This window comes from Mycobacterium sp. GA-0227b (genome assembly GCF_001499855.1).
GTDB lineage: Bacteria > Actinomycetota > Actinomycetes > Mycobacteriales > Mycobacteriaceae > Mycobacterium.
The window spans coordinates 1-24,866 of sequence record NZ_LQIK01000012.1 but is presented as its reverse complement, the minus strand read 5'-3'; the positions used below and the strand labels follow the sequence as shown (position 1 = coordinate 24,866).

General features: G+C 63.3%; 24 protein-coding genes and 1 riboswitch. Of the genes, 15 read left to right on the top strand and 9 right to left on the bottom strand.

Going from position 1 to position 24,866, the window contains the following annotated elements:
- The first annotated feature begins 29 nt into the window (after nucleotides 1–29).
- Entirely contained in the window at nucleotides 30–920 is an 891-nt protein-coding gene (locus tag AU185_RS10540; protein WP_059097793.1) for an SDR family NAD(P)-dependent oxidoreductase, read from the top strand.
- Between the two features lie 153 nt (nucleotides 921–1,073).
- Nucleotides 1,074–1,316 carry a hypothetical protein gene (locus AU185_RS10535; RefSeq protein WP_059097792.1) on the top strand — a complete coding sequence of 81 codons (243 nt, stop codon included), beginning with the start codon at nucleotides 1,074–1,076 and terminating at the stop codon, nucleotides 1,314–1,316.
- Nucleotides 1,317–1,334: 18 nt separating this feature from the next.
- Here the strand turns inward: AU185_RS10535 and AU185_RS10530 are convergent, their stop codons facing one another.
- On the bottom strand, nucleotides 1,335–1,880 hold the full coding sequence (locus AU185_RS10530) for a TetR/AcrR family transcriptional regulator (RefSeq protein ID WP_059097791.1): 546 nt from the start codon (nucleotides 1,878–1,880) through the stop codon (nucleotides 1,335–1,337).
- A 188-nt stretch (nucleotides 1,881–2,068) separates the two neighbouring features.
- Between AU185_RS10530 and AU185_RS10525 the strand changes: the two genes are divergently transcribed.
- The 8 genes from AU185_RS10525 to AU185_RS10495 all read left to right on the top strand — a co-directional run bounded on the left by AU185_RS10525 (nucleotide 2,069) and on the right by AU185_RS10495 (nucleotide 10,425).
- Nucleotides 2,069–3,295 (top strand): cytochrome P450, encoded by a 1,227-nt coding sequence (locus tag AU185_RS10525; RefSeq protein ID WP_059097790.1) that lies wholly within the window; start codon nucleotides 2,069–2,071, stop codon nucleotides 3,293–3,295.
- Nucleotides 3,296–3,535: 240 nt separating this feature from the next.
- On the top strand, nucleotides 3,536–4,657 hold the full coding sequence (locus tag AU185_RS10520) for a tyrosine-type recombinase/integrase (protein ID WP_059097789.1): 1,122 nt from the start codon (nucleotides 3,536–3,538) through the stop codon (nucleotides 4,655–4,657).
- A gap of 294 nt (nucleotides 4,658–4,951) precedes the next feature.
- Nucleotides 4,952–5,194: a hypothetical protein gene (locus AU185_RS10515; protein ID WP_059097788.1), complete on the top strand. Its 243-nt coding sequence runs from the start codon at nucleotides 4,952–4,954 to the stop codon at nucleotides 5,192–5,194.
- Complete coding sequence (locus AU185_RS24645) at nucleotides 5,191–5,358, top strand: helix-turn-helix domain-containing protein (RefSeq protein ID WP_082683836.1); 168 nt, start codon at nucleotides 5,191–5,193, stop codon at nucleotides 5,356–5,358. The genes AU185_RS10515 and AU185_RS24645 overlap by 4 nt, the downstream gene beginning before the upstream one ends.
- Nucleotides 5,358–5,696: a hypothetical protein gene (locus AU185_RS10510; protein WP_059097787.1), complete on the top strand. Its 339-nt coding sequence runs from the start codon at nucleotides 5,358–5,360 to the stop codon at nucleotides 5,694–5,696. The genes AU185_RS24645 and AU185_RS10510 overlap by 1 nt, the downstream gene beginning before the upstream one ends.
- Before the next feature lies 1 nt (nucleotide 5,697).
- Nucleotides 5,698–6,720 carry a bifunctional DNA primase/polymerase gene (locus AU185_RS10505; RefSeq protein ID WP_059097786.1) on the top strand — a complete coding sequence of 341 codons (1,023 nt, stop codon included), beginning with the start codon at nucleotides 5,698–5,700 and terminating at the stop codon, nucleotides 6,718–6,720.
- Nucleotides 6,717–8,270 carry a DUF3631 domain-containing protein gene (locus AU185_RS10500; protein WP_059166919.1) on the top strand — a complete coding sequence of 518 codons (1,554 nt, stop codon included), beginning with the start codon at nucleotides 6,717–6,719 and terminating at the stop codon, nucleotides 8,268–8,270. The genes AU185_RS10505 and AU185_RS10500 overlap by 4 nt, the downstream gene beginning before the upstream one ends.
- Nucleotides 8,271–9,806: 1,536 nt before the next feature.
- A riboswitch (SAM riboswitch) is annotated at nucleotides 9,807–9,918 on the bottom strand.
- Nucleotides 9,919–10,194: 276 nt separating this feature from the next.
- Complete coding sequence (locus tag AU185_RS10495; protein WP_156425476.1) at nucleotides 10,195–10,425, top strand: hypothetical protein; 231 nt, start codon at nucleotides 10,195–10,197, stop codon at nucleotides 10,423–10,425.
- Between the two features lie 60 nt (nucleotides 10,426–10,485).
- On the opposite strand, the gene AU185_RS10490 is transcribed toward AU185_RS10495, so the two are convergent.
- Nucleotides 10,486–10,890 carry a hypothetical protein gene (locus AU185_RS10490; RefSeq protein ID WP_059097783.1) on the bottom strand — a complete coding sequence of 135 codons (405 nt, stop codon included), beginning with the start codon at nucleotides 10,888–10,890 and terminating at the stop codon, nucleotides 10,486–10,488.
- A gap of 184 nt (nucleotides 10,891–11,074) precedes the next feature.
- Here AU185_RS10490 and AU185_RS10485 point away from each other — a divergent pair, with 184 nt between their 5' ends.
- The 3 genes from AU185_RS10485 (at nucleotide 11,075) to AU185_RS25095 (ending at nucleotide 12,571) form a co-directional block, all read left to right on the top strand.
- Nucleotides 11,075–11,485: a DUF732 domain-containing protein gene (locus AU185_RS10485; RefSeq protein WP_059097782.1), complete on the top strand. Its 411-nt coding sequence runs from the start codon at nucleotides 11,075–11,077 to the stop codon at nucleotides 11,483–11,485.
- A gap of 443 nt (nucleotides 11,486–11,928) precedes the next feature.
- Nucleotides 11,929–12,288, top strand: coding sequence for a DUF732 domain-containing protein (locus tag AU185_RS10480; protein ID WP_059097781.1), 360 nt, complete (start codon nucleotides 11,929–11,931; stop codon nucleotides 12,286–12,288).
- Nucleotides 12,289–12,409: 121 nt separating this feature from the next.
- Entirely contained in the window at nucleotides 12,410–12,571 is a 162-nt protein-coding gene (locus tag AU185_RS25095; protein WP_156425475.1) for a hypothetical protein, read from the top strand.
- Nucleotides 12,572–12,842: 271 nt separating this feature from the next.
- On the opposite strand, the gene AU185_RS24640 is transcribed toward AU185_RS25095, so the two are convergent.
- From AU185_RS24640 to AU185_RS10460, 4 genes are all read right to left on the bottom strand, one after another.
- On the bottom strand, nucleotides 12,843–14,645 hold the full coding sequence (locus AU185_RS24640; RefSeq protein ID WP_082683835.1) for a serine/threonine-protein kinase: 1,803 nt from the start codon (nucleotides 14,643–14,645) through the stop codon (nucleotides 12,843–12,845).
- A gap of 19 nt (nucleotides 14,646–14,664) precedes the next feature.
- Nucleotides 14,665–15,075 carry a hypothetical protein gene (locus AU185_RS10470; RefSeq protein WP_059097780.1) on the bottom strand — a complete coding sequence of 137 codons (411 nt, stop codon included), beginning with the start codon at nucleotides 15,073–15,075 and terminating at the stop codon, nucleotides 14,665–14,667.
- Between the two features lie 286 nt (nucleotides 15,076–15,361).
- Nucleotides 15,362–15,763, bottom strand: coding sequence for a helix-turn-helix domain-containing protein (locus AU185_RS10465; protein ID WP_082683834.1), 402 nt, complete (start codon nucleotides 15,761–15,763; stop codon nucleotides 15,362–15,364).
- A gap of 772 nt (nucleotides 15,764–16,535) precedes the next feature.
- The gene (locus AU185_RS10460; RefSeq protein WP_156425474.1) at nucleotides 16,536–17,192 is read right to left on the bottom strand and encodes a hypothetical protein; all 657 of its coding nucleotides are present in this window, start codon (nucleotides 17,190–17,192) and stop codon (nucleotides 16,536–16,538) included.
- A gap of 401 nt (nucleotides 17,193–17,593) precedes the next feature.
- Between AU185_RS10460 and AU185_RS10455 the strand changes: the two genes are divergently transcribed.
- Nucleotides 17,594–18,160, top strand: a complete 567-nt coding sequence (locus tag AU185_RS10455) for a recombinase family protein (RefSeq protein ID WP_059098372.1) — start codon at nucleotides 17,594–17,596, stop codon at nucleotides 18,158–18,160.
- Nucleotides 18,161–18,230: 70 nt separating this feature from the next.
- The gene (locus AU185_RS10450; RefSeq protein WP_082683833.1) at nucleotides 18,231–19,010 is read left to right on the top strand and encodes a uracil-DNA glycosylase family protein; all 780 of its coding nucleotides are present in this window, start codon (nucleotides 18,231–18,233) and stop codon (nucleotides 19,008–19,010) included.
- Nucleotides 19,011–19,104: 94 nt separating this feature from the next.
- Here AU185_RS10450 and AU185_RS10445 read toward each other — a convergent pair whose 3' ends face one another.
- From AU185_RS10445 to AU185_RS25590, 3 genes are read right to left on the bottom strand one after another with little or no spacing between them, the layout of a single operon-like run.
- The gene (locus tag AU185_RS10445; RefSeq protein ID WP_059097776.1) at nucleotides 19,105–20,880 is read right to left on the bottom strand and encodes a zinc-ribbon domain-containing protein; all 1,776 of its coding nucleotides are present in this window, start codon (nucleotides 20,878–20,880) and stop codon (nucleotides 19,105–19,107) included.
- Nucleotides 20,881–20,889: 9 nt separating this feature from the next.
- Nucleotides 20,890–23,784, bottom strand: coding sequence for a DEAD/DEAH box helicase (locus AU185_RS10440; RefSeq protein ID WP_231740214.1), 2,895 nt, complete (start codon nucleotides 23,782–23,784; stop codon nucleotides 20,890–20,892).
- Nucleotides 23,715–24,296, bottom strand: coding sequence for a restriction endonuclease (locus AU185_RS25590; RefSeq protein ID WP_059097774.1), 582 nt, complete (start codon nucleotides 24,294–24,296; stop codon nucleotides 23,715–23,717). Before AU185_RS25590 ends, AU185_RS10440 begins: the two co-directional genes overlap by 70 nt.
- Between the last annotated feature and the right edge of the window lie 570 nt (nucleotides 24,297–24,866).

Below are 24,866 nucleotides of genomic sequence, written 5' to 3'. Positions count from 1 at the left end.
TGCGACGCGGCCGTCGCTAATGTGCCGTTGTGGCTACGAATTGGTCGCCGAGCCGGCTCGGCAATCTGAGCGGCAAGCGGATCATCGTCACCGGCGCGACCAACGGCGTCGGCCTTGCGACTGCGCGGACCCTGGCGGGCGCGGGCGCTCATGTGATTCTCGCGGTTCGCAACCTCGAACTGGGTGCGCAACGTGCGGCGGAGATGGGCGGAGACACGTCCGTGGTCAAGCTCGACCTCGCCGATCAGGCGTCGGTGCGGGCTTTTCCCGAGTTGTTCGACGGCGACGTCGACATCCTGATCAACAACGCGGGCTTGGTCGCCCAGAGCCGAAGCGACACCGTCGACGGCTTCGAGATGACGCTCGGCACCAACTTCTTGGGCCCGTTCGCGTTGACGAACCTGGTGTTCGACCGGGTGCGGGACAAGATCATCAACGTCGGCTCCGATGCGCACAAGGCGGCGGCCATCGCGTTCGACGACCCGCATCTGCGGTCGCGCAAGTGGTCGGCCTATCCGGCCTATGCGCGCTCGAAGTTGGCGGTGATGCTGTGGGGCCTCGAACTCGACCGGCGGCTGCGCGAGGCCGGTTCACCGATCACGAGCTATCTGACACATCCGGGCTGGGTCGCGTCGAACCTGACCAACGTGTCGGATACCCGGGTGATGGCCGCCTTCCATTCGGTGGCCAAGGCCGTGGCCGGTGCGCTCGCCAACGACGCCGACGCAGGCGCCGCGCCGACGCTCTACTGCATCACTGAACCGATTCCCCCCGGCAGTTACGTCGGGATCGACAGCAGATACGGACTCAAGGGGGGTCCGACGTTGAGCGGCCGCGCGGCCGTCGCGTGCGATTACGAGGACGCCCGAAGGCTGTGGGAATTCGCCGAAAAGGAGACCGGGACGAGTCTGCCGGTGTAACCGCACGGTTCGCCGCGATCTCAGCGGCGAGGCTCCGTTTGGGACGTCAGCAAACGGCTCAGAGCGCGTATCTATTTCCTTCGGCGTGCGACACACGGGTGGCTGAACTAGACTTCCAGGTCTCTCGGTGTTCCATTCGGGGAGGGATGTCCCGTGACCGAGCAAATTTTCGATATCAAGAAAATCGGCGCTGTCTGTGGATTGTCAGTCAGCTTCGTTCTCGGTGGGTTCACGTCTGTCGCCGCCGCTGATCTAGTCCCTGACACTGGAACGTACGACGACAACATGGATCTCGAACAGGAGGAGTGCTGGGGCGAGCTTTCCTCACCGCCCACCCCGTTCGAGGTCGGAGACCCCGAGTCTGCAGGCTGTCAGTATTCACGCACGTCCGAGTAGCGGGCACGAAGCGATCCGTCAGTTGAATGCCGGCGCAATGAAGCGCCGCACCACTTGCTGTTCCACGTCGTTGTCGCCGATCGGCCAGACCGCCAGCGACATGACGACGCGAACGATCCATTGGGCCGCCTGCGGGTCGTCGTCGGTTATGCCGGTGAGGTCGGCGGCGAGACGGCCCAGCACTGGCGACGACGGAAGCTCGGTCAGATCACGACCGGCACTCAACCCGATCATCATTTGCCGTATCGGGTCCGATCGGATGTGTTCGAGTGCGACCGTGATTGCCGTTACCACTCGCTCCGCGCCACTCAAGTTTTCTACGGCGCGTCGGACCGAGTCGACGATGCGGGCCGCCAGGCGGAGTAGAACGGCGTCGCGGATCTGGGCTTTGCCCCCGGCGTAGCGATAGATAGTCGCCCGCGAACAGTGCACTCGTGCGGCCAGGGCGTCCATGTCGAAGGCTTGTAGACCGTCGCGCAGCACGAGGTCGGTGGCTGCGGCATAGATGCGGTCTGCGGCAGCCGTACGGCGCTCGCCGCCAAGGAGCCAATCGTCTCGGATCACGCTGATCGTCCTCTCGAATCCCCAAAGTCATATCGTCTCAGGGTTGAGACAAATTCGTCCGCAGATTTCAGCGTCGACGCCGGTCCAGCGTGTACCGTGAGACGGCCGCCGCGCGATGGGCGTAGCAGGCGTTTCAACTTTCCCGGAGCTGGTTGACGCGCGTTGTCGACGCCGATCAGCGTGGAGAAATGACGTCGCGCGATGGTCAGCTTGGCATCGGGTTGTTCGATGATGAGTACATCCAAGATCCCTACCCTCTCTACCGGCGAATGTTGGCCACAGCACCGGTGCATCGGATCGGCGATTCCGGGTTCTATGCGGTGTGCAGCTGGGATGCCGTCAACGACGCCGTCGCTCGACCCGACGACTTCTCGTCGAACCTCACCGCGACGATGACGTATCAGCCCGGCGGCGAAGTGGGCGCCTTCGAGATGGAAGGTTTGGGCGGAAAAAGCCACGTGCTGGCCACCGCCGACGAGCCCGCGCATGCGGTGCACAGGAAGGCGTTGCTTCCGCAGCTGGCAGCCAAACGTATCCGGGCCTTCGAGCCGTTCATCGCCGAAACCGCCGAGCGGCTCGGGAATGCCAGCATGCGAGACGGGCGCATCGAATGGATGAGCGCCATGGCGAACCGGCTGCCCATGATGGTCGTGGGGCGGATCATCGGTGTCCCGGATACCGACATCGACAAGCTCGTGCGGTGGGGATATTCGGCGACCCAGGTGGTCGAGGGACTTGTCAGCCAAGACCAACTCACCGCTGCGGGCAACGCCGTGATGGAACTCGCGGCCTACATCACCGATCAGTTCCGGCAAGCTGCCGCCGACCCGCAGGACAACTTGCTGGGCGATTTGGCTATGGCGTGCGCATCGGGTGAGTTCGAAGAGCTGACCGCGCAGGCGATGATGATCATCTTGTTCAGCGCGGGTGGCGAATCCACGGCGTCGTTGATCGGTTCTGCAGCTTGGGTTTTGGCGACTCGACCGGATGTCCAAGAGCGCGTGCGCGAGCAACCGGAGCTGCTCGGCGCGTTCCTCGAAGAGGTATTGAGATACGAGCCGCCGTTTCGGGGCCACTACCGTCACGTCGTCAGGAACACCACGCTGTGTGGTGTGGATCTTCCAGCGGATTCGCGCCTTCTGCTGTTATGGGGAGCGGCCAACCGCGATCCGGCGCAGTTCGACAATCCCGACGAGTTTCGACTGGACCGGCCGGCCGGAAAGAGCCACATCTCATTCGGCAAGGGCGCGCACTTCTGCGTCGGAGCGGCGCTCGCCCGGTTGGAGGCTCGGATCGTGCTCGGTCAACTCCTGGAGCACACGTCGACGATCGAAGCGGCTGAGGTGGGCCGGTGGCTGCCGAGCCTCCTGGTGCGGCGCCTCGAACGGCTGCAACTGGCGTGCAAATCGGCTTAGTTCGTAGCTGACACTGGTGCGGTGGGCGCCGAGACGGATAGCCAAAGGCCAGTCAGCGGGTGATTTTGAGGGTGCCCTCGGCAGGATTCGAACCTGCGGCTGAGCAAAGCGTCTTGACCGCCCTCGGCCAGCACAAACCAAGTTTGAACTGCGCTGATCACCAGAACAATGTGTGGACAGCAATAGACATCCGTATCCTGTTGTAGGCACGTAGATAACACGGAGATAGCACGGTGAGGTATGGTCGGGCGGTCCAATCGGCGGGGGTGGGGCTGGATTCGCCGGTTGCCCTCGCGGAGGTGGCAAGCGTCCTACGTCGGCCCTGACCTACGGCGCCACAACGCCCCGCACACTTTCACGGCCAAGCTCGACGCCGAGGGCTGGCTATCCGCGGAGCGCCGCCTCATCGAGCTGGATCAGTGGACGCCGCCGGCGCAGCGCAGGGCCGCACGCCGGGGTGAGGTTCTCACCGTCGGGCGATACGCGGCCACCTGGGTCGCGGAGCGCGGCTTGAAATACCGCACGCGCCGTCACTACGAGTCCCTGCTGGCCAACCACATCGAGCCGATGCTGGGGCACCTGCCCCTGAGCGGGCTGAATGCCCGGGAGGTGCGCGCCTGGCACGCCGCATTGGCCCCTGGCCACCCGACGACCCGTGCGCACGCCTACTCCCTGCTGCACGCGGTCCTGGCCACCGCCGTAACCGACGGACTGATCACCACCAACCCATGCTCGGTTCCGCGTGCCATGCGGGCACCGCGCCGCCGCGAGCCCGTCATCCTGGGCGTCGCCGAGGTCGCCGCACTCGCCGAGGCGATACGCCCCGAACGACTGCGAGCCATGGTGCAGGTTATGGCGTGGTGCGGGCTTCGGTGGGGGGAGGTATCCGAGCTGCGCCGCAAGGACATCAGCGCCGACGGCGCCGTGCTCACGGTGTCCCGCGCCGTCACCCGCCGCGACGGCGCGTACCGCGTGGATCGCCCCAAAAGCGGCCGGGTACGCAACGTCGTCGTCCCTCCCCATGTCCGCGCCGACCTCGTTCAACATTTGGACGAGTTCGTCGGCGACGGCCCCGAGGCCCTACTGTTCCCGGCAGCACGTGGTGGGCACCTTAACGACCGTGTATTCAGCCGGGAGTACTTTGCCAAAGCGCTGAAAGCCATTGAGCGCGAGGATGTCCGGGTTCACGACTTACGCCACTTCCAGGGCACCCAGGTCGCCCGTGTCGGCACGTTGCGCGAGTCCATGGACAGACTTGGCCACTCCACGGTGGCCGCGAGCCTGATCTACCAGGGCATCGTGAGTGGGCGCGATGCGCAGATCGCCGAGGCGCTGTCCGCGCTGGCCGAGGAGGAGGAGTGAGCCGACCCCTCGACGCCTTTTTCGTCGCGCTCGACGCCATCGACGTGTTCGTCGCGCTGTCCGACGAGGGTGAGGCTGTCGAATTGTCAACGGACAGTTGACATCCGTAGGTGACACGCTCAGGCAAGCGTTGGGCCGGAGCTACCTCCGACTGCTAATATCGACTCAGCTCCCCGGAGGCTTATGAACGGGCCGCTCGACGGAGGAGCCTGAGCTCGAGCACCCCGCGAGGTTCGGCGTTCACGGACTAAGGACCGGGCAGTTGTTGTCCAACGCTGCCGAGGAGTCCTTCTGATGGCCCCCTTCCTTCCAATACGCCCTGAATCTCTCTCCGCCACTAGGCGGGTCCACCAGGGCCGCTACGCCGGCCTGATCCGCGATCGCGCGCCGGACGACGCCGAACTGCTCGAGGCCAAGCGCCTCATGGTCGTCGGTAACTGGCTCAGCGCCCTCGAGAAGCTAATCGCGCAGAACCCGCCGATGAACGCCGATGAGCACGCCTATGCGGCGTCGCTGCTGTCGGACGCCGGCGCATGAGGCTCACCCTTCACCAGGCCGCTGAGCGTGTCGGTCTGAGCGAGAAGACACTACGGCGGTACGTCAGCGATGGTCGTTTGCGGGCCTACCGCGTCGGCGCCCGCGCCATCAGGATCGACACCGCCGACCTCGACGCCCTGTCCCGGCCCATCGGGGGTGACTAATGAACACCCGCGTGGGCGACCGGGTCCGCATCGAACGCGACGAGACCCGCTGGCCGTCGAAGGGCACCTGGCCGCAGTTCCGGGGGAAGGTCGGGACCGTGGTCGAGGCCAACCGCGACCGCAAGCGCCCTCATCTGATCGAGTATGCGGTGGCGCTGGGCAAGGTGACCCCCCGCAACGACGGGCGAGGGGGTTTCAACTACGACGCCAAGTCGGTTGCGTGGTTCAAGGACTACGAGATGCGGCGGGTAACCCCTGAGCGCCCCGCTGGGCGTGTCTCGGGTCGCCAGGCCAGCGTGGCACCAGAGGCCGCAGCCTCCCACTTGGGGGTGCGGTGACGTGACAGACGACAAAGATCGCCCCCGCGAAACCGCAGAGGCGACCAGTCCCCCTCAGGACGACTCGATCATAACCCAGGACGCCGACGATCTGCGGCTGAGGACACTCGTCGCTGAGGGCGGGATGGTCAACGCGGCGCTGGAATGGGCCGCCAACGGCTGGCCGGTATTCCCGCTGCGGGGCAAGGTGCCATGCATCCCCTCCGCGCACTGCGGCAGGCGCCGGTGCCGCGGCGAGTGCGGCCGCCTCGGGCACGGCGTGTGGGACGCCACGACCGACCGCGCCCTGATCGGCGCGCTGTGGGCCGACCACCACTTCGGCACGGCCAATATCGGCGGGCGTGTCCCCGACCGCGTCCTCGTCGTCGATGTGGACGACATCGACGCCTTCGACTCGCTGCTCGCCGCCCACGGCCCCTGGCCGCGCTGCCAGATGAGCCTCTCTGGGCGCGACGGCGGGGGAGCGCACCTGTTCGTGCGCCGCCCGCAGGGCAGGATCAGCGCCCGGCGCCTGCCCAAGGGCATTGACCTCAAGCACGAGGGCGGCTACGTGGTGCTGCCACCGTCGGTCCACCCCGAGACCGGGCGCGGCTACCGCTACGTGGACGGGCCAATCCCCGAGCCGCCGCGGTGGTTTGTCGCTTTGGTCACCGAGCCGCCGAGGCATGCCGGCCCAGAGCGCCGGCGGTGGACGGGCAGTAGCCCGTCAGTGGTCGACGCCTACAACGGGTCGACGAGCTGGCACGAGGTCCTCGAGCCGCACGGCTGGGACTGTGTCGATGCCGGCGGCGACGAGGAGGGGGCGCGTTGGCGCCACCCCGCCGCCACCGCGGAATGGTCGGCGACGGTCAGCAACGGCTCGCTCTACGTCTACTCGACGAGCACCGACTTCGACACGACGCGGCCCGGTGAGCCGCAGGGCTACAGCCGGTTCGCCGCCTACGCGGTCCTCAATCACGGGGGCGACATGAAGGCCGCCGCCCGGTCGCTGCGCCGGCGGCAATGGCGGAAAGGGGCAGCATGAACGACGCCGACCAGGTGCCTCCGATGACCGCCGCCGTCAACGCCAACCAGGCGGAGTTGGTGCCCGAGGAGAACGGAGCCGACCTCCTCGACGAGGTCTACGCGACGCTCACCCGCTTCGTCGCCTTCGCCGATGAGCACCAGCCAGTCGCGGTCGCACTCTGGACCGCAACCACCCACGCGCTCCCAGCGTGGCACCACGCGACCAAGCTATGCATCACCAGCCCGATGAAGCGTTGTGGCAAGACCCGGTTGATGGAGGTCTCCGCAGCCCTCAGTTTCAACTCGGTGCTGGTGGCCAACACCTCAGTCGCCGCGCTGTTTCGTCTGGTGTCCGACAGCAATGAACATGACCGCCCGACGATCTTCCATGATGAGGTAGATGCCGTGTTCGGGACCAGGAAGGCCGCCGAGCAGAATGATGACCTTCGGGGTCTATACAACAGCAGCTACCAGCGCGACTGGCCCGTTTGGCGGTGCGTCGGCGTGGGGACCAATCAGGAGTCCGTACCTTTCGATGTCTTCTCCATGTCGATGCTTGCCGCAATAAAGCACATCCCCGACACGATCTCAGACCGTGCCGTAAACATCGCACTTCGGCGGAGAGCTCCCGGAGAAACCGTCGCCCGGTACCGGAGCCGCCGCGACGGTCCGGCACTCGAGGAACTACGCAACAAAATCAAGGCGTGGGTGCGCAGCCCCGTCAAGGACGACGAGGGCACGACCCGCCTCGACCGGCTGCGCGCCGCCGAGCCGACGATGCCCGACGCCGTCGAGGACAGGGCGCAGGACGCCTGGGAGCCGCTGTTCACCATCGCCGAGGAGGCCGGCGGCGACTGGCCGCAACGGGTTCGCGACGCCTGCGCGGCGCTCACCGGGGCGGCGGCCGAGGACGACGAGGAGTGCAAGCTCGATACCAAGCTGCTATCCGACATCCGCGACATCGTCGACGAGCATAAGAGCAGCTTCATCGCCTCCGCGGCGCTAGCCCAATTGCTGCGCGCACGGGCCGAGTCGCCGTGGCAGAAGTTCGAGCTGAACGAGAACGGACTCGCGCAACGGCTGCGGCCCTTCGGCGTCAAGCCCGGACGCGACACCTCCGGCAAAGTCCGGGGTTACCGCGTGGACGAGCTGACGGACGCCTTCCGCAGGTACCTCCGTCAGAACCCGCCAGACCGTCAGACGATGCCTTCTGACAAGGGCAAAGTGGAAGACGACGGGAAAACCGCCACTCGTCAGAACCCGTCAGAACCCGTCAAATCTGACACCCGTTTGACACGCTCTGACTACCGGGAAAATACCGCGCAGTGTGGCGTACTTGCTGGTCACACGATTACCTCTGACGGCTTGACGGCTTCTGACACCGATCCCAAAGGGGGCGGGCTAAGGGACAAGGGCGTCGATACGTCCGGCAAACGACCGTGCCCCGAGTGCAGACGGACCGGCCTGCCCAGTGCCCTCGGCGGTCCGTGCCTACGCTGCCAACTCAAGGCCAACCAGGCCCAGCGCCCCCAGACTGGCACAACCCCGCCGTCGGGGGCCCACGGCTGACCTGCCACCTGACGGGAGCGACCGCCGCTGCTCGCCAAGCCGCCCTGCCGCGACCGCGGGCGCGGCGGCCTCTACGTGGGCGCGCCCCAGCCCGGCGGACGCTGCCTGCGCTGCCAGCTCGGCGATTGGGGCCAGGAGCCCGTTGTGGGTCAGAAGCCGTCCCCGGGCGCAGGCGGCCCGCCGAAACGATCTATGAACCAGTCGCTTGTATCAATGGCCAGGTTCGGGCCGTGTCGGCGAAGGGACGTGAGTCGAACCATGTGGCTGATGTAGCGGGGATAGATCGTATTTGCTTTTCTCGAATACCGACATCCCGGTTTCCCACTCTTCTGCTATCTGCTTGGCCTCGTCGCGCGAATGTGCCCAGCCCCGAGCGACTTGTACGCGCCTTCCATCAACATCATCGACAGAAAACGCCACGATCCACGCATCCGCACCGGCCGTATTTACTTCGTAGTAGCGGAGATGGTCGCCGTCGGCCCGCGCCCATGTCGGAGATTCGTCCTCTTCGTGGAGGCCATCTGTCCATCTCAGTCGCTTGGTCACACCCTGATTCAACTCGTACATACGGGAGTGCGTCGGCAATCTGCCGCCAAGCGCGCCGCAGCCGGCCAGATTGCCCCGATATTCTCTTTGCGGTGACCACGTTGCGCAGGAGCCCGGCCGCCGACTGAACTCCGCAGCCAATGGCCGTCGCGTAACCAACCGCTACTGCGTGAGCCAGGGCTTTGGGCCTCGTAAAGGCGTGTTCGATCGACGATGCGCGAAACGCCGCTTATTGCTCATCGAGCCCGTAGCCAGGTCCGAAATGGGGGGCCGACCGAAATCTGCCACAGCCGAACTCGTACCAGGCGGAACGGCGGAGCAACCTATGGGTAAAGCAAAATCTCATGCCATTATGTCCGTCAAACAGGAGATCAGTATGGCCGCGCCCTACGCTCAGCCTAGTCCTAGGGTGTCTGACTCCGGCCTCCCTTCTACCCCCTTCCCCCGTTGGCTTGGGCTGCCGTCTACTCGTTGCTGCTGGTCCGCAATTTCCGTAGTCGCTGCGACCTTCCAGCGGCATACGGGGGCGCGAGTCGCAGGGGCGGCACATTCGTCGGTATCCCTGCGCTGGGGATTAGGTGATCGGCATTGGTCGCGCGATGGACGTAGCATTCTCGCCGTTCGTCCGGCGCCGCCAAGCTGAACACGCTTCGCGCACCGCCGAAGAACGCCTCCTCTGGGACCGCCAAGAGGTGCCAGCGTGGCTTCCACACCGCTCTCCCGCCGTACCGGCGAAGCGCCTCGTGCAACAGCGCCGGACGGTGGTTCCATCGCACTAGAGACACTTCCTCGCCCTCGATGTGAACAAGCCCGTCCTCGTCTACGCCTGCGGTAACAGGGATAACGGCCGATGGCTCCCGCATGGAGTGGTTGAAATGAATCCAGTGGATGAGATGGCCAGGGCATAAGAGTGGCATCTGCCATCTGTGCCCGAAAGTTCCCAGACATACCCGGACATGTGGACTCCCAGATTTCCGAGCCTCCGCGAGGGAGGCGCTCTTGCTGTCACCGGTTGGTGCCAGCCGCTTCGTCATCCGAGCCACCCACGAGCGTGGGGTTGGCGTGCCGTCCAGTCGGAGCTTGGCGACGACATCTCATGAAGCAGTCTCAAATCTACATCGGCTCCCCGACAGGCACGAACGCTCAGTCGAAACGAGCGGGGCGATCTCGCCTTCATGACTCAGGTCTACGGTTGAATGAGCGGAGGTTGGGAGGTGGACCTCCGAAAGCTGTTGGACGCTAGTACGCGGGGATCAAGAACCGACCCGACGGGATAGGGGCCGTCGTGACCAGGTGACTCCAGTTGTTTGTAAGCGCCAACGAAGGACCCGACTAGTGTGGCGTTCTAGGCAGCGTGAGGCTGAAAGGCGCGAAGCACGTGGACTACGCGATGAAGTGCAACAAGTGGTACAAGCTTCGGCCAGGCGACTACACCTTCACCACATGGGTGGGTGATGACCAGTTGACGTATCGAGTTGTGCGTCAACAGGATGGCTGGCTGCTTTCTCGGAAGGTGGCTGGCGCGGGATTGCTGATTCTCGGTGCGCCGGCGAAGACGCTCAGCGAGGCCCAGGCTGTAGCCGAGGCGGACGCGGAGGTCGGACTCTAGGACGGAGCGGCCTCAGCCACGAACGCCGCCAGCTTCGCGATCGCTGCACGTTGCGGCGTATTAGAAGGTTTGAATGAAGTCGGTGCTGATCCGCATACCGTGCCCGGTTGTGTCGTTCGTAAACCGGGTTCCCGACTCATCGGGCTCTACCGTCCAGCCGAGGAAGTGGTATACCTCGCCGTATTCGAGGACGGTCGAGTATTGCCGCGACCCGAGGTCTCCATTGGAGAATTTGAAGACGCCGTCCGCTCTTATCACTGCGAGATTCCCTTCCGGCGGATGCGGCAGGTATCCCTGACATACCACCAGATTTCCGCGGTTCAGCGAATCATTGGTCTGAATACCGCACTGCATCTTGCCGCTCTTGGTGACTACTCCCACGGAATCCTGGGCGCTAGACACTGCGGGTTGCGCGAGAGCCGCCAAGATTGGCAGAGCCAGGACGGCGACGATCTGACGTTTCATTACTGATCCTCCCCCATGTCGCTACTCCACCACATGGTCAGACCTTGCGCTGGCCGATAGCGACTTTCCGGCCGCCTAAAGACTCATTCATAGGGAAAAACCTGATTCCTGCCGTTCGGATCGGACATATCGTGGCTGCTATTACGCCGCGGTGTGTGTTTCTGTATGCGCCTCAAGGAGAACAATGATCAACAGGACTATCTACGTAGTCGGCGTTGCTGCCGCACTCACCGTTTTCGCCAACTTAGGTGCGGCCTCTGCTGCCCCGCCGGGGCCGGACGACGCCGGTTATTGCGGGGCTCATACCGACCCGCTCGACTGCTGGGCCGACACAGGACCTGTCACTGCCGGCGAGGAAGCGTTCATCGACCGGATGCGCGGCCAGATTCCCGGCGACGACACCCGGCTTCTGCAGATCGCTCGGGGCACCTGTCAGATGCTCGTGGGTGGCAGCGCGACGTGGTTCATCGTGGACGACGTGTCGGAGCAACTCGGGGTTAGTGAAGCCACCGCCGACCAAGTTGTGAACGTTGCGATGGACACCGCGTGTCCGGGGCTAGTGGTCGGCCCGGACAGCGTCGCGAGGCCGAGCTGATGGCCTGGGCCTGGATGCCTTGCGCCATCGCATTCGTCGCTGCATCATCGGTGATTTGCGCTCCGCCAGCAATGTCGGACCCGAAGGGCTGCAGCGCATCCGAACCACAGTGCCAAGTCGTGCCCGGAATGCGCGACGGCGTGCCCGGGGGTCCATGCTCGAATTGGACGCTGAACACTTACGGGTACGGGCCGGCTGGCCTGACAATGCAGTGCTTCTCGTATGACGGCGGCGTGTCGGGCCAGTGGTCGGCCACTCCGAATCTCGTGGGGGTCAGACAAATTGGCTCGCCGTGCTCGAGCTGGCAAGTGGCACAAGCTCCTGACGGCGGACCTCTCCGCTGTTTCTCGACGGGGCCTTATCAGGCGTCGGGCGACCCCACGAAGCCGAATGGAATTTGGGCGGTGCTCCCTGTTCCATCTGGCGGCGAGGGCTAGGCCGAGATGTTAACGGCCAAGATCGGCGTCATCACTGTTGCAGGGTTGATGCTCGGCGCCATCGGGCTTGGCGCATCAGGTCTCGCCTTAGCGCAGAACGACACCGCTGGTTATATACACGCCCTAGACGAGGCTGGACTAATTGATCACGACGGCGATCCCTGCAACATCATCGACGGCGTATGTCACGGTCAGTTCCGAGACGGACGAGCGTCCGTCACGACCGGCACGTGGGTATGTCGCCAAATCGACCGGGGCCGCGCCCGTGACTCGGTCGTCTACGAACTCAGCCACGGTGAAGGGTTGATGCCCTCGTCGTACAACGCGCCCATCATCTACGACGCGGCTACTCAATACCTGTGCTAAGGGCGTCAATTCCTGCGCTAAGGGCGGCATCGCGCCCATGGATGCAGGGTCTCACCGTCTACACGGGTCATCGCAGCGTGCCCCAGTGAGTTCTGATCGGTCCGGAAGGACGATAGTGTCTGTGCTCCGGGTCAAGCTCAGCGACAGCATCTCGGAATTTGCGGTCGAGCCGGTGAGCTATTGCTTCGGTCGCCTCGGCGGTTCGCCCGTCGTTAGCTGCATGCGTGAAGCGCTCGATCCCCAGTTCGACGCTCAGGTCTGCGAGCGCCTTGACCAGGCCTAGGTAGCAGAGATGGCACTCGGGCATATTTAGACTCGACAACCATCCATTCGCGCTCAGATCGTCTTTCAGAAGGCTTCGCAGCGTCATCCAGCATGCCCGTTGCCGATCGAGCGCGAACGTGTGCCGAAAACACGCGCGAAAGTCGTTCTAGTCCTCAAGGGGACTGTCCCATTTACGCGACTCCTCGAGGAAAAAGCTCGCAACGCCTGTCCCCAAACTCAGAAATGATCTGAGACCTAATCGGCTTCACTGCCCGCTCCTCATGGCTTTATCAACCGTAGGGATTCGGCGCCCCGCACAGACGGTCCCCCTCTGCGCCGTTCGCGTTGCGCCATTCTGGGTCGGAGCACGCCCGTTCTAGATTTAATGAAGGCTCCTCAGATGTCGTGACGGGACTTGGTGGTGAGACGTTCACGGGGACTGGCGCACCGAGCGCTACGTAGTCCGTGCCGTTCCAACGAAAGTCCCTGCTGGTGATAGTCCCGCCGGCACAATTAGGCGTGCAGTCGTTATTGAACCGGCGGATCGTGTACTCACCGTCCGAGGCGGGGCCGACGAGTTCAGCGTAGTAGATGGCGAATCGGCCCGAATAATGCGCGTTCTCTATGTCCCACTCAATGTCGGCGAAGCCATCTGCGGTCGGAACGAGCACAAGAACCCCGTCATAACGGCCTGGGTTGTACGTGATGAAGGTGTTGCCCGTTGCGTCGGTGGCGGGGCTGGGGAATCCGAAGTGGCTCGCCACTTCTATGTTGATGTGCGGCAGCACTTTTCCGGATGCAGTGACTGCCGCGATGCAGCCGTCCTTGACTCTGTCATAGCCGAAGAGCGTGAGGAAGATGCGGACCGGTCCAAGGAATTTGTGCTCAATGTCTTGTTGGGTGACGAGATCGCCGCGACAGCCCGAGTTGGTGGGCATCGAATCCGGGAGAACTGCCGGTGGTGCCGAAGTAGGTGGGATGCTATTGGGCAGCGAAGAAGTGGACGGTAACGCTGTCGGAGACACGGTGGAGGGACCGTCCGTCTTGTCGGCATCGTCCCAAGGCTGCCAGGCGAGCAACGCCACGGCCACCACCGTCGCCACTACGGTCGCAATTGCGACGGTCTGCCGCCCGCGGTGTTTCGGCCGCGGATGCCTTTCGAGGCCCCCAGTCGTCGACCCATGGCGAGGACTATCGGCCATCGCAGGCGGCGATTTGGCGGTGCTCTGGGTGCGAGCGGATGCGCTCTGCTCGGGCGCCTTGCCCGCCAGTGCGCGGGCGAAGTCAGAAGCACGCTCGAATCGGTGCTCCGGTTCCTTGGCGAGTGCTTTGGTTAAGACTGGGTCCAGTTCGACTAGGTCTGGCCGGGTGTTTGAAAGTGCCGGCGGGGACAAGTTCAGATGGCGGCTGATGACGACTGCGGGATTCGAGTGTGGGAAAAGCTGACTGCCCGTCAGCAGGTGATACGCAGTGGCCGCGAGCGCGTACTGGTCTGCGCGCCCATCAATGTCTTCGCCCATGAGCTGTTCGGGTGCTGAGTAAGCGACGGTGCCAACGGTCATGTTGGTTGCCGTCAGCCCGCTGATGTCGTCGAGGGTTCGCGCGATTCCAAAGTCGGTCAGCAGTACGCGCTGTTCGCCATCGTCCCCTGGGTCGGTGAGCATGATGTTCGCCGGTTTGATATCGCGATGCAGCAGTCCCTGCCTGTGGGCGTAGTCGAGTGCGCTCGCGACCGCCGTGACAATAGCGGCCACGTGCTCCACCGGCATGCCAACTGGAAATTTCTTATTGAGCAGTTCTCCCAAGTCTTTTCCGTCAACGAAGTCCATCGCAATCCAGAGCTGCCCATCGGCTTCGCCGCGGTCGTGCACGCCGACGATGTTCGGGTGCCACAGCTTGGAAGCGAGGTCGGCCTCGCGAATGAAACGGGACCGGAAATCGGGGTCGTCTGACCATTCTTTGGGCAGCAGTTTCAGCGCGTCATGACGAGGCAGCCTCGGGTGCTGAGCAAGATATACCTCACCCATACCGCCAGCGCCCAGCAGCCGGATGATCCGATAGCCTGCGAATGTCTGGCCCTCGTTCAGAGGCATGTCTGCAGAGTGGTTGAAGTTAGAAGCCGTACACGTCATCGACGCTTACGAACATGCCGTGGCCGGTGCGGTCGTTGGTGAACCGGGTGCCCTCAAACGTGGAGAGGATCGTCCAACCATTGACGTGGTAGGTCTGGCCATACTTCAACACGATGTCGTCCGCGATTGCCTCCTGCGACCACGGAATGTTTCCGATATCCCAGTAGAAGTCGCCGTTTTCGCTCACAGCAGCGAGGTTGAGTCGCGACCGCTCTTCCACGGAGTACGGGGACTGCGCGAAAGGCTCGCCGCCTCGGCGCTGGCACACCACCGAGGAACCGCCGCCATGGCCCCCTCCGGTGGCGTTCGTATAGCAGCGCACCTTGCCCGATTCGGTGATGACGGCCTGGCGATCGTTGGCCACCGCAGCAGGCGCGAAGGGCAGCGTCATCGCAGACGCCGCGATTACAGCGAGTGGAAGTCGTCCGATCACGTCATCTCCTGAGGCCTAGCGGAACCTTGAGGATTGGGACACGACCACTTACCACTGGCCGCGCCACTGGTATGGATTTAGACACGCCAACGAAATTGTTCATGCGCAATGCCACATAGTTAACCGTATTCCGGAACACTCGAGCTCGAGCGCCTTCGGACACTACTGGGTCCAATAGCCAGCAATCCCAAAACTGAAACACGTTTCGGGATAGCTCCAAATGGCCCGGGGTAATGCCATCGTCCTACTGGTTGTTATCGGGCTCCGCCAGAGGATTGATACCGTGCTGTGGCTGGCGTGGTCTGATCCTCTGCATCACCGCCTCGACGTCATCGGACCAGTCGCCGTCGGTGGTGATTGCTTTTGCGACCTTCTTCTCGGCGTACTCCACGGTGGTCTGATCCCTACCGAACAACTTGCAGATACTGGCTAGGGACAGCTCCGTGCACTTGCGGGACAGGAAGATCGCGATTTGGCGGGCTTGCACCAACCTTCGGTCGTCCTTCTGCGGTCCACGCAGGTCATCGACAGTAACTCCGTAGTGATCAGCGGTTGCGCTCAATATCTCAGCGATGGAAGTTTCCGGCGGTGTAGCGCGCGACATGAGCCGCCGCAAGATGTCTCGCCCATGATCGCTAGGTTGCATGCGGGAACTCCATCCTTGTCCGCACTAATTCCTACTCCTGGGCCTCGCCGCGAACCATCTGTACTCGAGAATCGAACGTTGATCCCGACACCAATTCTGTCTTCCGTTGGGCGCTCGCTTATGATTTCGATTCTCCCGCAGCTGATTTGACGGGTCAACGGGGCCGGCTGACTACGTTTCACTTGGGCCACGCCAAGAGGATTGGCTACCGCTCACCGAACGGTGCCAACGTATCGCTTGAGGTCCCGAGTAGCCGTGAACGTGGGACCTCAGCTCGCAACGCAGGCACTGAATTACGCAGCAGACGACGAGCTGTCGACGCTCGACGACTGGCTGGACACCAAATCAGCCGACATTGAGTTCCACGTCGGGCAAGCAGGTGCTACGAACCTGGCGATTTCCCGACGTAGCTGTACCGGAGCGCAGAGCTGAGTTCGTTGCAGAGGTGCGCCAGGCGATCGACCGGGCTCTGACGGCCGTCGGCGAGCCAGAATTGAAACTCCTGCGAGTCGAGACTCCCACGCGCTCCGACCCGCCGAGCCAGGCTGGCGTGGTCGGTACTGCTGCGCCGGCTACCTGCCCAAGGTGCTATGCGATCCACGCAGGCGAATGCCTATGACAAGTACCTCTGGTCGTCTCAATACGGTGGAGGCAATTCGATGCCGACGAATCCTGAAAGGGACTGCCGTGGAATGCATCAAATGGCACGCGACGGAGCAGGATCGTTAACAGCCGCTCGGTGGGAGTCATGGAAGTCCCCACTCGGTTGACTTCACTTCGTGAAGTCGAACATGCCCTTGACAGCGGACCAGCCGTGGGGGTGAACGATCACGAAGTCCCTATCACCGGACTCGGCCTGGAAGAGCAGCATGCCCCCATCGATGACTCGCAACCGGCATTTGTCCTCGGCAAATACTCGAGGAGCGTCATCTGGAAACCAGAGGGCCATGCGACTGCACCAGTGGCTCCCATCAATCGTCAGTTTGTCGAGGGAGGCAGTTCTCACAAGGTTCCAGCCGTGCGGCGCGACCAGGACATACTCAAGAAATGATGGGCTGAGCTCACGCCAATCCACTGGCGGCTTCTCGCGGAGGATGAGCATGCCGCCAGCCGATAGACCTATCTCGTAATCGGCAGACCTATATGTCTTTTCACCTTTCAGCCAGACGTGGGCGCTCTCGCATTGGATGACTGGCTTCGGCATCCTGCTAACCGAAGCGATCCTCATACTGTTCCAGCGGTGCGGGCCCAACAACAGCGATCCTGGCGGTTCGGAATGTGGCGGCGGAGGCGGGTTGCCTTCAAAGAGCAGCGCACCGCCGTCCAAAATCTTCATGCGCCAACCGTCGTCGTCGATAACAGCTGGCCCCGGTTGATCTGCCCAGTCAATCCGAAAGCGGTAGTGCCACGCCCCTGACTTGATTGCCATTCGGAGATTGTCGCCCCCAGTGAGCCATGTTGTGGACTCCTAGACCAATTCGTCCAGCATCTTCGGGGCGGACACGCAACCCTCATTTGGTCCACGCTTCGCGCCCTTAGCAGGCTCAAATCGGCGCCCTGGCGCTTCGGGATACACAGCCCCAATGTGGTCGCCGCGACTTTTCGAGGCACGCTACCGAACGCCGGGTATCCGGTCCAACGACTTGGCGCACGAACTCTTCGCCGACCGGCTGTCTCGAAAACGATGGGTTGTTGAGAACGCGACGGCGCCAGGACCAGCGACTCGCTTGCTGGCCCTACGGCTCGCACGATTGTCTTGAAACCCAGTCTCATAACCACTAGTATCAAAACCCAGCGATCAACGAGATTATGAGACAGGAGCGGTCGGCGATGGTGGTGATCGGGTATGCGAGAGTCAGCACCACCGACCAAAATCCCCAGCTCCAGATTGACGCCCTCCTTGAGGCTGGGGCGAAGCGTGTCTTTACTGACTACGTCAGCGGCGCGACCGCATCCCGACCACATCTCGATGACTGCCTCGACCATCTCCGCGAAGGCGATGTACTCACGGTGTGGAAGTTAGACCGCCTCGGACGCAACACCCAGCACGTGCTCGCCGTGGTGGACCAGCTCGCGTCTCGAGGAATCGGGTTCCGCAGCCTCACCGAGGGCCTGCACACCGATGGACCGATGGGCAAGGCGATGCTCACAATCATGGCCGCCTTCGCCCAGCTCGAGCGCGACACAATGATCGAGCGCACCCGCGCAGGGCTCTTGGCCGCCGCCGCCAACGGGCGCAAAGGTGGGCGCCCACGAAAGATCGACGACGCCCAAGCCGCGAAGGCTCGTAGTTTGCGGGGGAAGGGAATCGCGGCCACCGACATCGCGAAGATGCTCGGGGTGTCCCGCGCCACGGTGTACCGGTACCTCAATAGTGACGAATCCTCTGCTGCCTGACGGCTTCAATTCTTGCCCCGCGGGCCGAGTGCCGTCGGAAGAGCAGCTCTGGCAAGAAGGAGGACGACCGATGACTCGCCAGAGCGCGGCGGATAGGAATGGCTCGCGAAGATCGCCTGTGGTCATCGTTGGAGAAAGCCTCGGTCGTCAGAAGTCGCGCATCCCGTTTGACGGCGGTAGTGGACGGTTGCTGGACCGCGCACTGAAGGAAGCCGGCAAGAGGAAAGACGAAGTGTTCACTACCAATGTCGTCGATTGGCATCCACCCAGCGGCTATCGACTCACGCAGCAGGACATCGACGAGGAAAAGCCCCGCCTGAAGGGCGAACTCGATGCCATCCAACCCAAGCTGGTCATCTGCCTGGGGAAGATCGCGGCAACCACCTTGCGCACTCTGTATCCCGAAGCGCCAGAACTACCTTGGCCGTTCACAACGCCGGACAAGCAGATAGAGAAGGCCCCCGCTCTTCTGTTCGCCCTGCATCCCTCCGCGGTCCTACGGCAGCGCAACAAGCTGCCGCAAGAGGAGCGCAAACTTTACGAACGGCGGTATGTGTCCACCCTGACGCGGGCACTGCGGTGGAGTTTCGAGAACAACGGCTTGACCCGCCAGGCCTGGACCGAGGCCGACGTGATCGCCGTAGATGACCTCTACCGCCAGCACGGCAAACTCAACGCTACGCACACCGAGGTTCAAGCTCTGGCCCGCAGACTTAGTCGCACGCCTACGGCGGTGGCGGCGGAGATGAACAATCTTCACCATGCACACCTCGAGCCGGGGGTGTATCCCGGAAAGCACTGGCGGTTCAGCGAGCTTGCCCGCCAGGTAGCTGACCGTGATGCGCGCTGACATAGCGGCGCACACCTGTCCACCGCTCCGCGGCATCGACGTGCTGCATTGAGAGTTCGAGCGGGGTGACCGGGCTCGGTCAATCATGACGTAATCAGTTGTCGCTCGACCAGACCCGTATCTGATCCATGATCTGATCCGGTTGCGGCGCCGAGGAATACACCCGTATCTCGCGATAGTGCTTGTCCGCGATTTCGAGTGAAGGTAGGTCGTCTTCGCGTAGCCGGACCACGACGTATCCCGCAGCGAGCAGATCGCGACTCTTGCGCTCGTCTACGAGTCGCTTGGCCGGTGCGGAATGCCAGTAGGAACCGTCGTATTCGATTACCACCCTGCGCTCGCCAACCTCGACAAGAATATCGACTGACCACACTGGCCGCGATGCGAATACCTTGTCGCGCAGCAGTACTCCGGAACGTGCGTTGCCGAAGATTCTGGTGGCGGCGGTGTGATGGTCTTGCTCAACACGTGACTTGCCGGTCTGGCGACATTCGGGGCATTCGGCCCCGTAGCTTCGGCTTCCCAGCGGCGCGGCCCAGACGTGCTTAGGGTTGGTGGCGCACACCCATTGCGGAACGAATGTCGTTGAGGCGGTCGGGCGTACTTGCCACGCGGTGACCGGATTAGCCGGACTCCATTCCGCGGCCAGGCCGGGGTCGTGCCAGGCCAATGAGTCCAAGATGGTGCGGCATTGAGGGCAGCGCCAACGCTGGTATTTGTTTCGGTTCCTGACGGGCTCTTGCCACTCATGGCCGCAGCAGTCTGCCCGCCACCAGACGTTGCGCTTAGAGTTCCACACGACAGTTTCAGGCGTGAGCCTCCCGTTGTAAGTTGGGTGCCACTGCGATATGACCTCGGGATCAGCGTAGGCAAGGTAGTGCCGATTCTTTTTCGCCGAGTCGTTGGCTCGGCAATAGGGGCAGCCGCTGTTCAAGAAGAGCATCGGCCTCACCCTTGGTGTGTGGCCGTTGGGGCACTTGAAGCGGTAAGCCTCCAAACCCCTGCCGACGACAGTAACGTGGCGGGGGTCGGCGTCGTCGGCCCACGCGTTGGCCAAGTTAGGTACGTCCGCGACCGGGGTGCGCTTCCAACGCGCTTTCTCTGCCCGCCAATTGTTCTCCCACTCAACTTCGCACCGAGCGCATCGAGAGACTCCGCCTCGGGTCGCCATCGTGCTGACCTTTTCGGCGAAGCGGTTCCCGCACGCCGGGCACCTCCAGTGACATACGCGGGTTGCTCGCAGGGTGACTGTGTCGAAGTCCGCTTCCGTGTTGCGTTCGTGGTCCCACCACTCGAGCAGGTCGGACTCGGAGTCTTTCAACAGTTCAGGTCGCGCCTTCCTGCCGCCGTAGCTGGAGCGATTCTGGTTGCGCGAACAGTTGCACCCCCAACCGATGTCGCCCAGTCGCTGAACGCTGATTCGCCCGCACTTCACGCACCGGACGACCGTCGTGCTGTGGCCGGCATCGCCCGTCAGTTCAGAGGTCATTCCAACCAGTTCGTAGCCGTTGTCTTCGACAGCGGCCTTGATGCGTTCACGGGACCACCCACGGGGCATGCCGAAATGCTGGCTGGCCTCCTCCGCAAGGCGCCGGGCGGCGGGCAAAGGATTCCAATGGCATGCTCGGCAAGTCTTCTCTCCTTTGGCGTTGTTGCCGAGGACGTATTCAAGCCTGTAGTGAGCCTCCACCCCGCAGGTGACGCAGGTTGTCAACCACCAGGCTTTGGATCCTTTGAACGACTCCGCCGCCATCAGTCCAGCCTTCAGAAGAATCTCGTCCAGGCAATCGGTGCACCACGCCGGCCTACTGCGTGTAGTGAACGCGGCCAGGTTGGCGCAGCGGGCCGTTGAGCAAACCTGATCAGGCATGAGGGAATCTTATGACCGCGGACTGAGGTGCCATGCCCAACCAGGCAGCGCCTCTAGCCGCTTCCGCCGTTCCGGAGTGATGACGTTGTGCTTTGCGTTGCGTCTCTGGATGCTCACCCACCTGCCGAGTGCTATGCCGTCTTCGATGTGCTTCTGCGGCACCCTCGCGTGGCCCTCGCGGGCGGCGAACTTCTCCAGCACAGAGAACCGCTCCTCCCACAAATCGCGGGAATAGGTCCACGTCCACTTCGGCAACCTTTCGAGCCGGCGCTGACGCTCGGGGTATAGCTGGCCCTCGGCGTACTTGGTTCGCTGCGTTCCTAGCCAGGCCCCGAGTTGAACGCCTTCAGCGACGTAGCCTTGCGGAACGCGTGACGTGCCGTGTTCGGCGACGTACTTCTCAAGCAGGGCGAACGTCCGCTCCCACTGTTCACCGTGGGGGTCCCATGACCAATCGGGTATGCCCGCCAACCGTCGCACCCTTTCGGCGCTAAGAGTTCCCGCTCGGTAGGCCTCGCGCTGCTTGCCGACCCAGGAACCGAGCGGGTAGCCGCAGTGTTGGTATCTAGCAGGGACCAGCGCGGTGCCATGCTTATCTCTGTAGTCCACAAGGTGGCGGAAACCTTCTTCCCACTTGGTGTCGTTGACGGCCCACACCCACCCGGGGAGCGCCTCTAAGCGCGCTGCGAAGTCGGCTCGCAGCTTGCCCTTGTTGTAAAGGGTGCGTTGCTGGTTCACCCAAGCACCGAGTCGGTGGCCGTCGGAACTCGATGACTTTGTCGGTGTGGAGTGGCCGTGTACCGCCGCATACTCCGCAAGTCTGCGGTAGCTGTCCTCCCACGAGGCATCGTGTACGTCCCACACCCAGCCAGGCAATGCGTCCAATCGCGCAATCCGTTCACGGCTCAGCCGACCTCGAGCGAATGATGCGCGTTGATGGTGCGCCCACATCCCAAGCCTGTAGCCATCTGAAGGGTCAACGTAGGTTCGCACTAGCCGTGTGGTGCCGTGAACTTCCGCGTGCTCTCGAAGCCGGCGGTACCCCGTCTCAAAACGTGATTGTCGGGGTTCCCATGACCAACCAGGTAGCGCCTCGAGGCGTACCTGACGTGCCTTGCTCATCTCGCCTTCGCGATAGACGGTGCGCTGGATGGTGACCCATTGCCCGAGTTTGTGTCCGTCGGCGGACCTGAATGACTGCGGTACGAGGGCGTCACCATGCTGTTGCACGTACTCCTGAAGGTGACGGCATCCTTCCTCCCATTGGTCGGTGACAGCGTCCCACGTCCAGTCGGGGAATACTTCGAGAAGGCGGCTGCGGTCGTGATCGAGGTCGCCTTTGTTCTGGCGGTACCGCTGCTGAGCGACCCACTGCCCGAGCCGGAGTCCCTCGTACCATTGAAGAGCTGGTATCCGAGTATGCCCATGCTCAGCGGCGTACCTCTCCAGCAGGCCGTACCAGAACTCCCAGGTAAGGGTGGTTCGCTCCACTAGGTGCGCCTCGAAGGCGTGGGCGAAGTCGGCGCCGACAGTCGTGGGGATGTCGATGTGTATCTTCGGCGGAAGTCGCGGTACGCCACCTGTGCGCCCCATCTTCCGCCGCAACTCATCAAGTTGGCGGCCCAAGTCCTCGTCATGAGAACGAAGAGCCTTGATGACATCCCACACCGGCTTGAACGCGGAGTCCTCCAAGGCAGTCTCGGTGTCGGCAATGGTGTCGATGAACACCGGGATGACGATGGTGCCGACCGACTTGTCCTCGGACTTGCGGATCGCCCGGCCAATGGCCTGGACGATGTCCACCTCGGATCGACGCGGGTCGTTGAACGCGACGCCGTCCAGCGTCGGCACATCCACCCCCTCGGCGAGACAACGAGCGTTCGACAGCAGGCCCCGATCGCCGTTGTCCAGGCGGCCTAGGTGCTGGAGCAGCACGTAGCGGTCGCCGGCAGGCATTTCACCGGAGGCGAAGCGCGACCATAGCTTGCCCTTCGGTCGCTGCCGGGCCGGCATCCAGTCGATCACTTCGGGCATCTCGGCGGCGAACTCGCGGGCGCGGCTCACCCGCGAGTGGAACGAGATGACCCGGCGCAGGTCGTACTTCCTCATCGCCTTCGCCAGCCCAATCTGGCCGGCCAAGGTCCGGGCGTCGGTGACCGTCTTGCCGTCCCGCGTCACGAACACCCCGCGCTCCGCCCACTGCCGGTAGGTGTCGTCATCGACACCCACGACGACGACTTGGTAGTCGGTGAGCAGGTCACGCTCGATGGCTTCCCCGAACGTGAGCCGGTGGAACACGGGACCGAAATGCGACTCGTCGTCCATCGAGACGACTTCGTAGTCGGCCTCCTGGCCGGCCCTGAGCACCCGGCCGGTGAAGTAGCGCGGCGTGGCGGTCATGAACAAGCGTCGTCCGGCCCTGATCTCATCCGGGTTGAGCACGGTGGCGAAGTCCGATGACGCCGGCCCTGCGCAGCGGTGGGCCTCATCGGCGATCACCAGGTCGAACGCGGGAACCCGTCCGAGCGTGAACGCGTTGGCGATCTGCGGAGACGACTGGTAGGTGGCGAAGACGACTCGGGGGCTTGACCTCTGTCGGAGAAAGGCGGCGATGGCCTCCGGGTCGGTGGTCACCGGCACCCCGAGGTCGCTGGTGTGCGAGATCGGGGCGTCCTTGGCGGCAGACACGGTGTCGTCGGAACAGACCGGCAGAGAGGCGAACTCCTGCGAGCAGTTAGCCCGCCACACGTTCAGGGTCTGCTTCAGCAGTGACAACGACGGCACCAGAACGAGAGTCCGTTTGGCCTCGAGCTTCTCGGTGATGAACAGGGCCGTCAAAGTTTTGCCGGTCCCACACGCCATGACCAGTTGGCCCCGGTCGGCATCCTCGAACCCCTTGACCACGGCCCCACCGCCTGCTGCTGATGCCGGCGCGGCCTGGCCGGCTTGTGCGGCCGGGGCGGGCGCAGCAGCCCGGGCGACTTCGGCCAGTCCACGCTGGCGGTGCGCAAGTCGTTGAGCCGGAAGAAGGTGACCCGCTTCTCCTGGTCGTTGATCGTGCGCTCGCCGATGCGGTCGATGAGGTCCGTGGTGGCGATGAGCATTCGGTAGCCGAACACCGCCCGGCCGGACTCGGCCAGGAAACGGTCGATGTCCTTCTTGCTGACGCGGTACTTCGGGTCGTATGCCTTGGCCTGGATCGCCCACAACGTCCCGTTGCGGTCCTCGGCGACAAGGTCGATGCCGGCGTCGCCGCCCCACCGACCGTGCCACTCAGACCACAGCCACACCCGGCGAAGCTCATGGCGGTAGACCGGGTCGTTCTCGAGAAACCACTTGCAGATGTGCTCGAACTGGCGGCCACGCCTTTGCGGGTCACCGTCCAGGGCGTCGTATAGAGAGCCGAAGTCCCCCACACGGGCAGGGTAGGGCCGTGCGCCGACATTCGGGTGACTGATGCTCCCTCCGGTTGCCTTCGAACACGGATTCGCCAGAGCAGCCGAGAACTTCGCTCGAGGCGCCGTCGCGTCCACCGCCGGATGTCGGTGCGCGGTCATACAGTGCCCGACCATGGCGTCAGCACCCACACCACAAGCCATCGTCGACCGGCGTCACAATTGCTTGGCGCCTCGACAAGGAAGGCCAGTATCTTCCCGACCAAAGGAGAAGTGTCACATGAGATTGCGCTCGTTCCTTGTCCTAGTCGGCGCGGTTGGGCTTGTGGCTGGCTGCCTGGGCCTGCTGCTGCCGATCAACATCGACGACCCGGTAAGCGTGCGGGAGGTCCGATGCGGCCAACCGTTCTCGCTGAAGCTCAACGAATACGCGGCGCCTATGGACCGACAGAATGCGACGCAGTACGGCCGAACCGCAACCGATTTTGTGGGTGACTGCAAGGCGGCGGCTACTTGTTGACGACGGTTGAAAACTAGGCCAGAAGCGACGGTGAAAAGTAGGCCACGTGGTCGTGGTTATTGTGCCGTGTT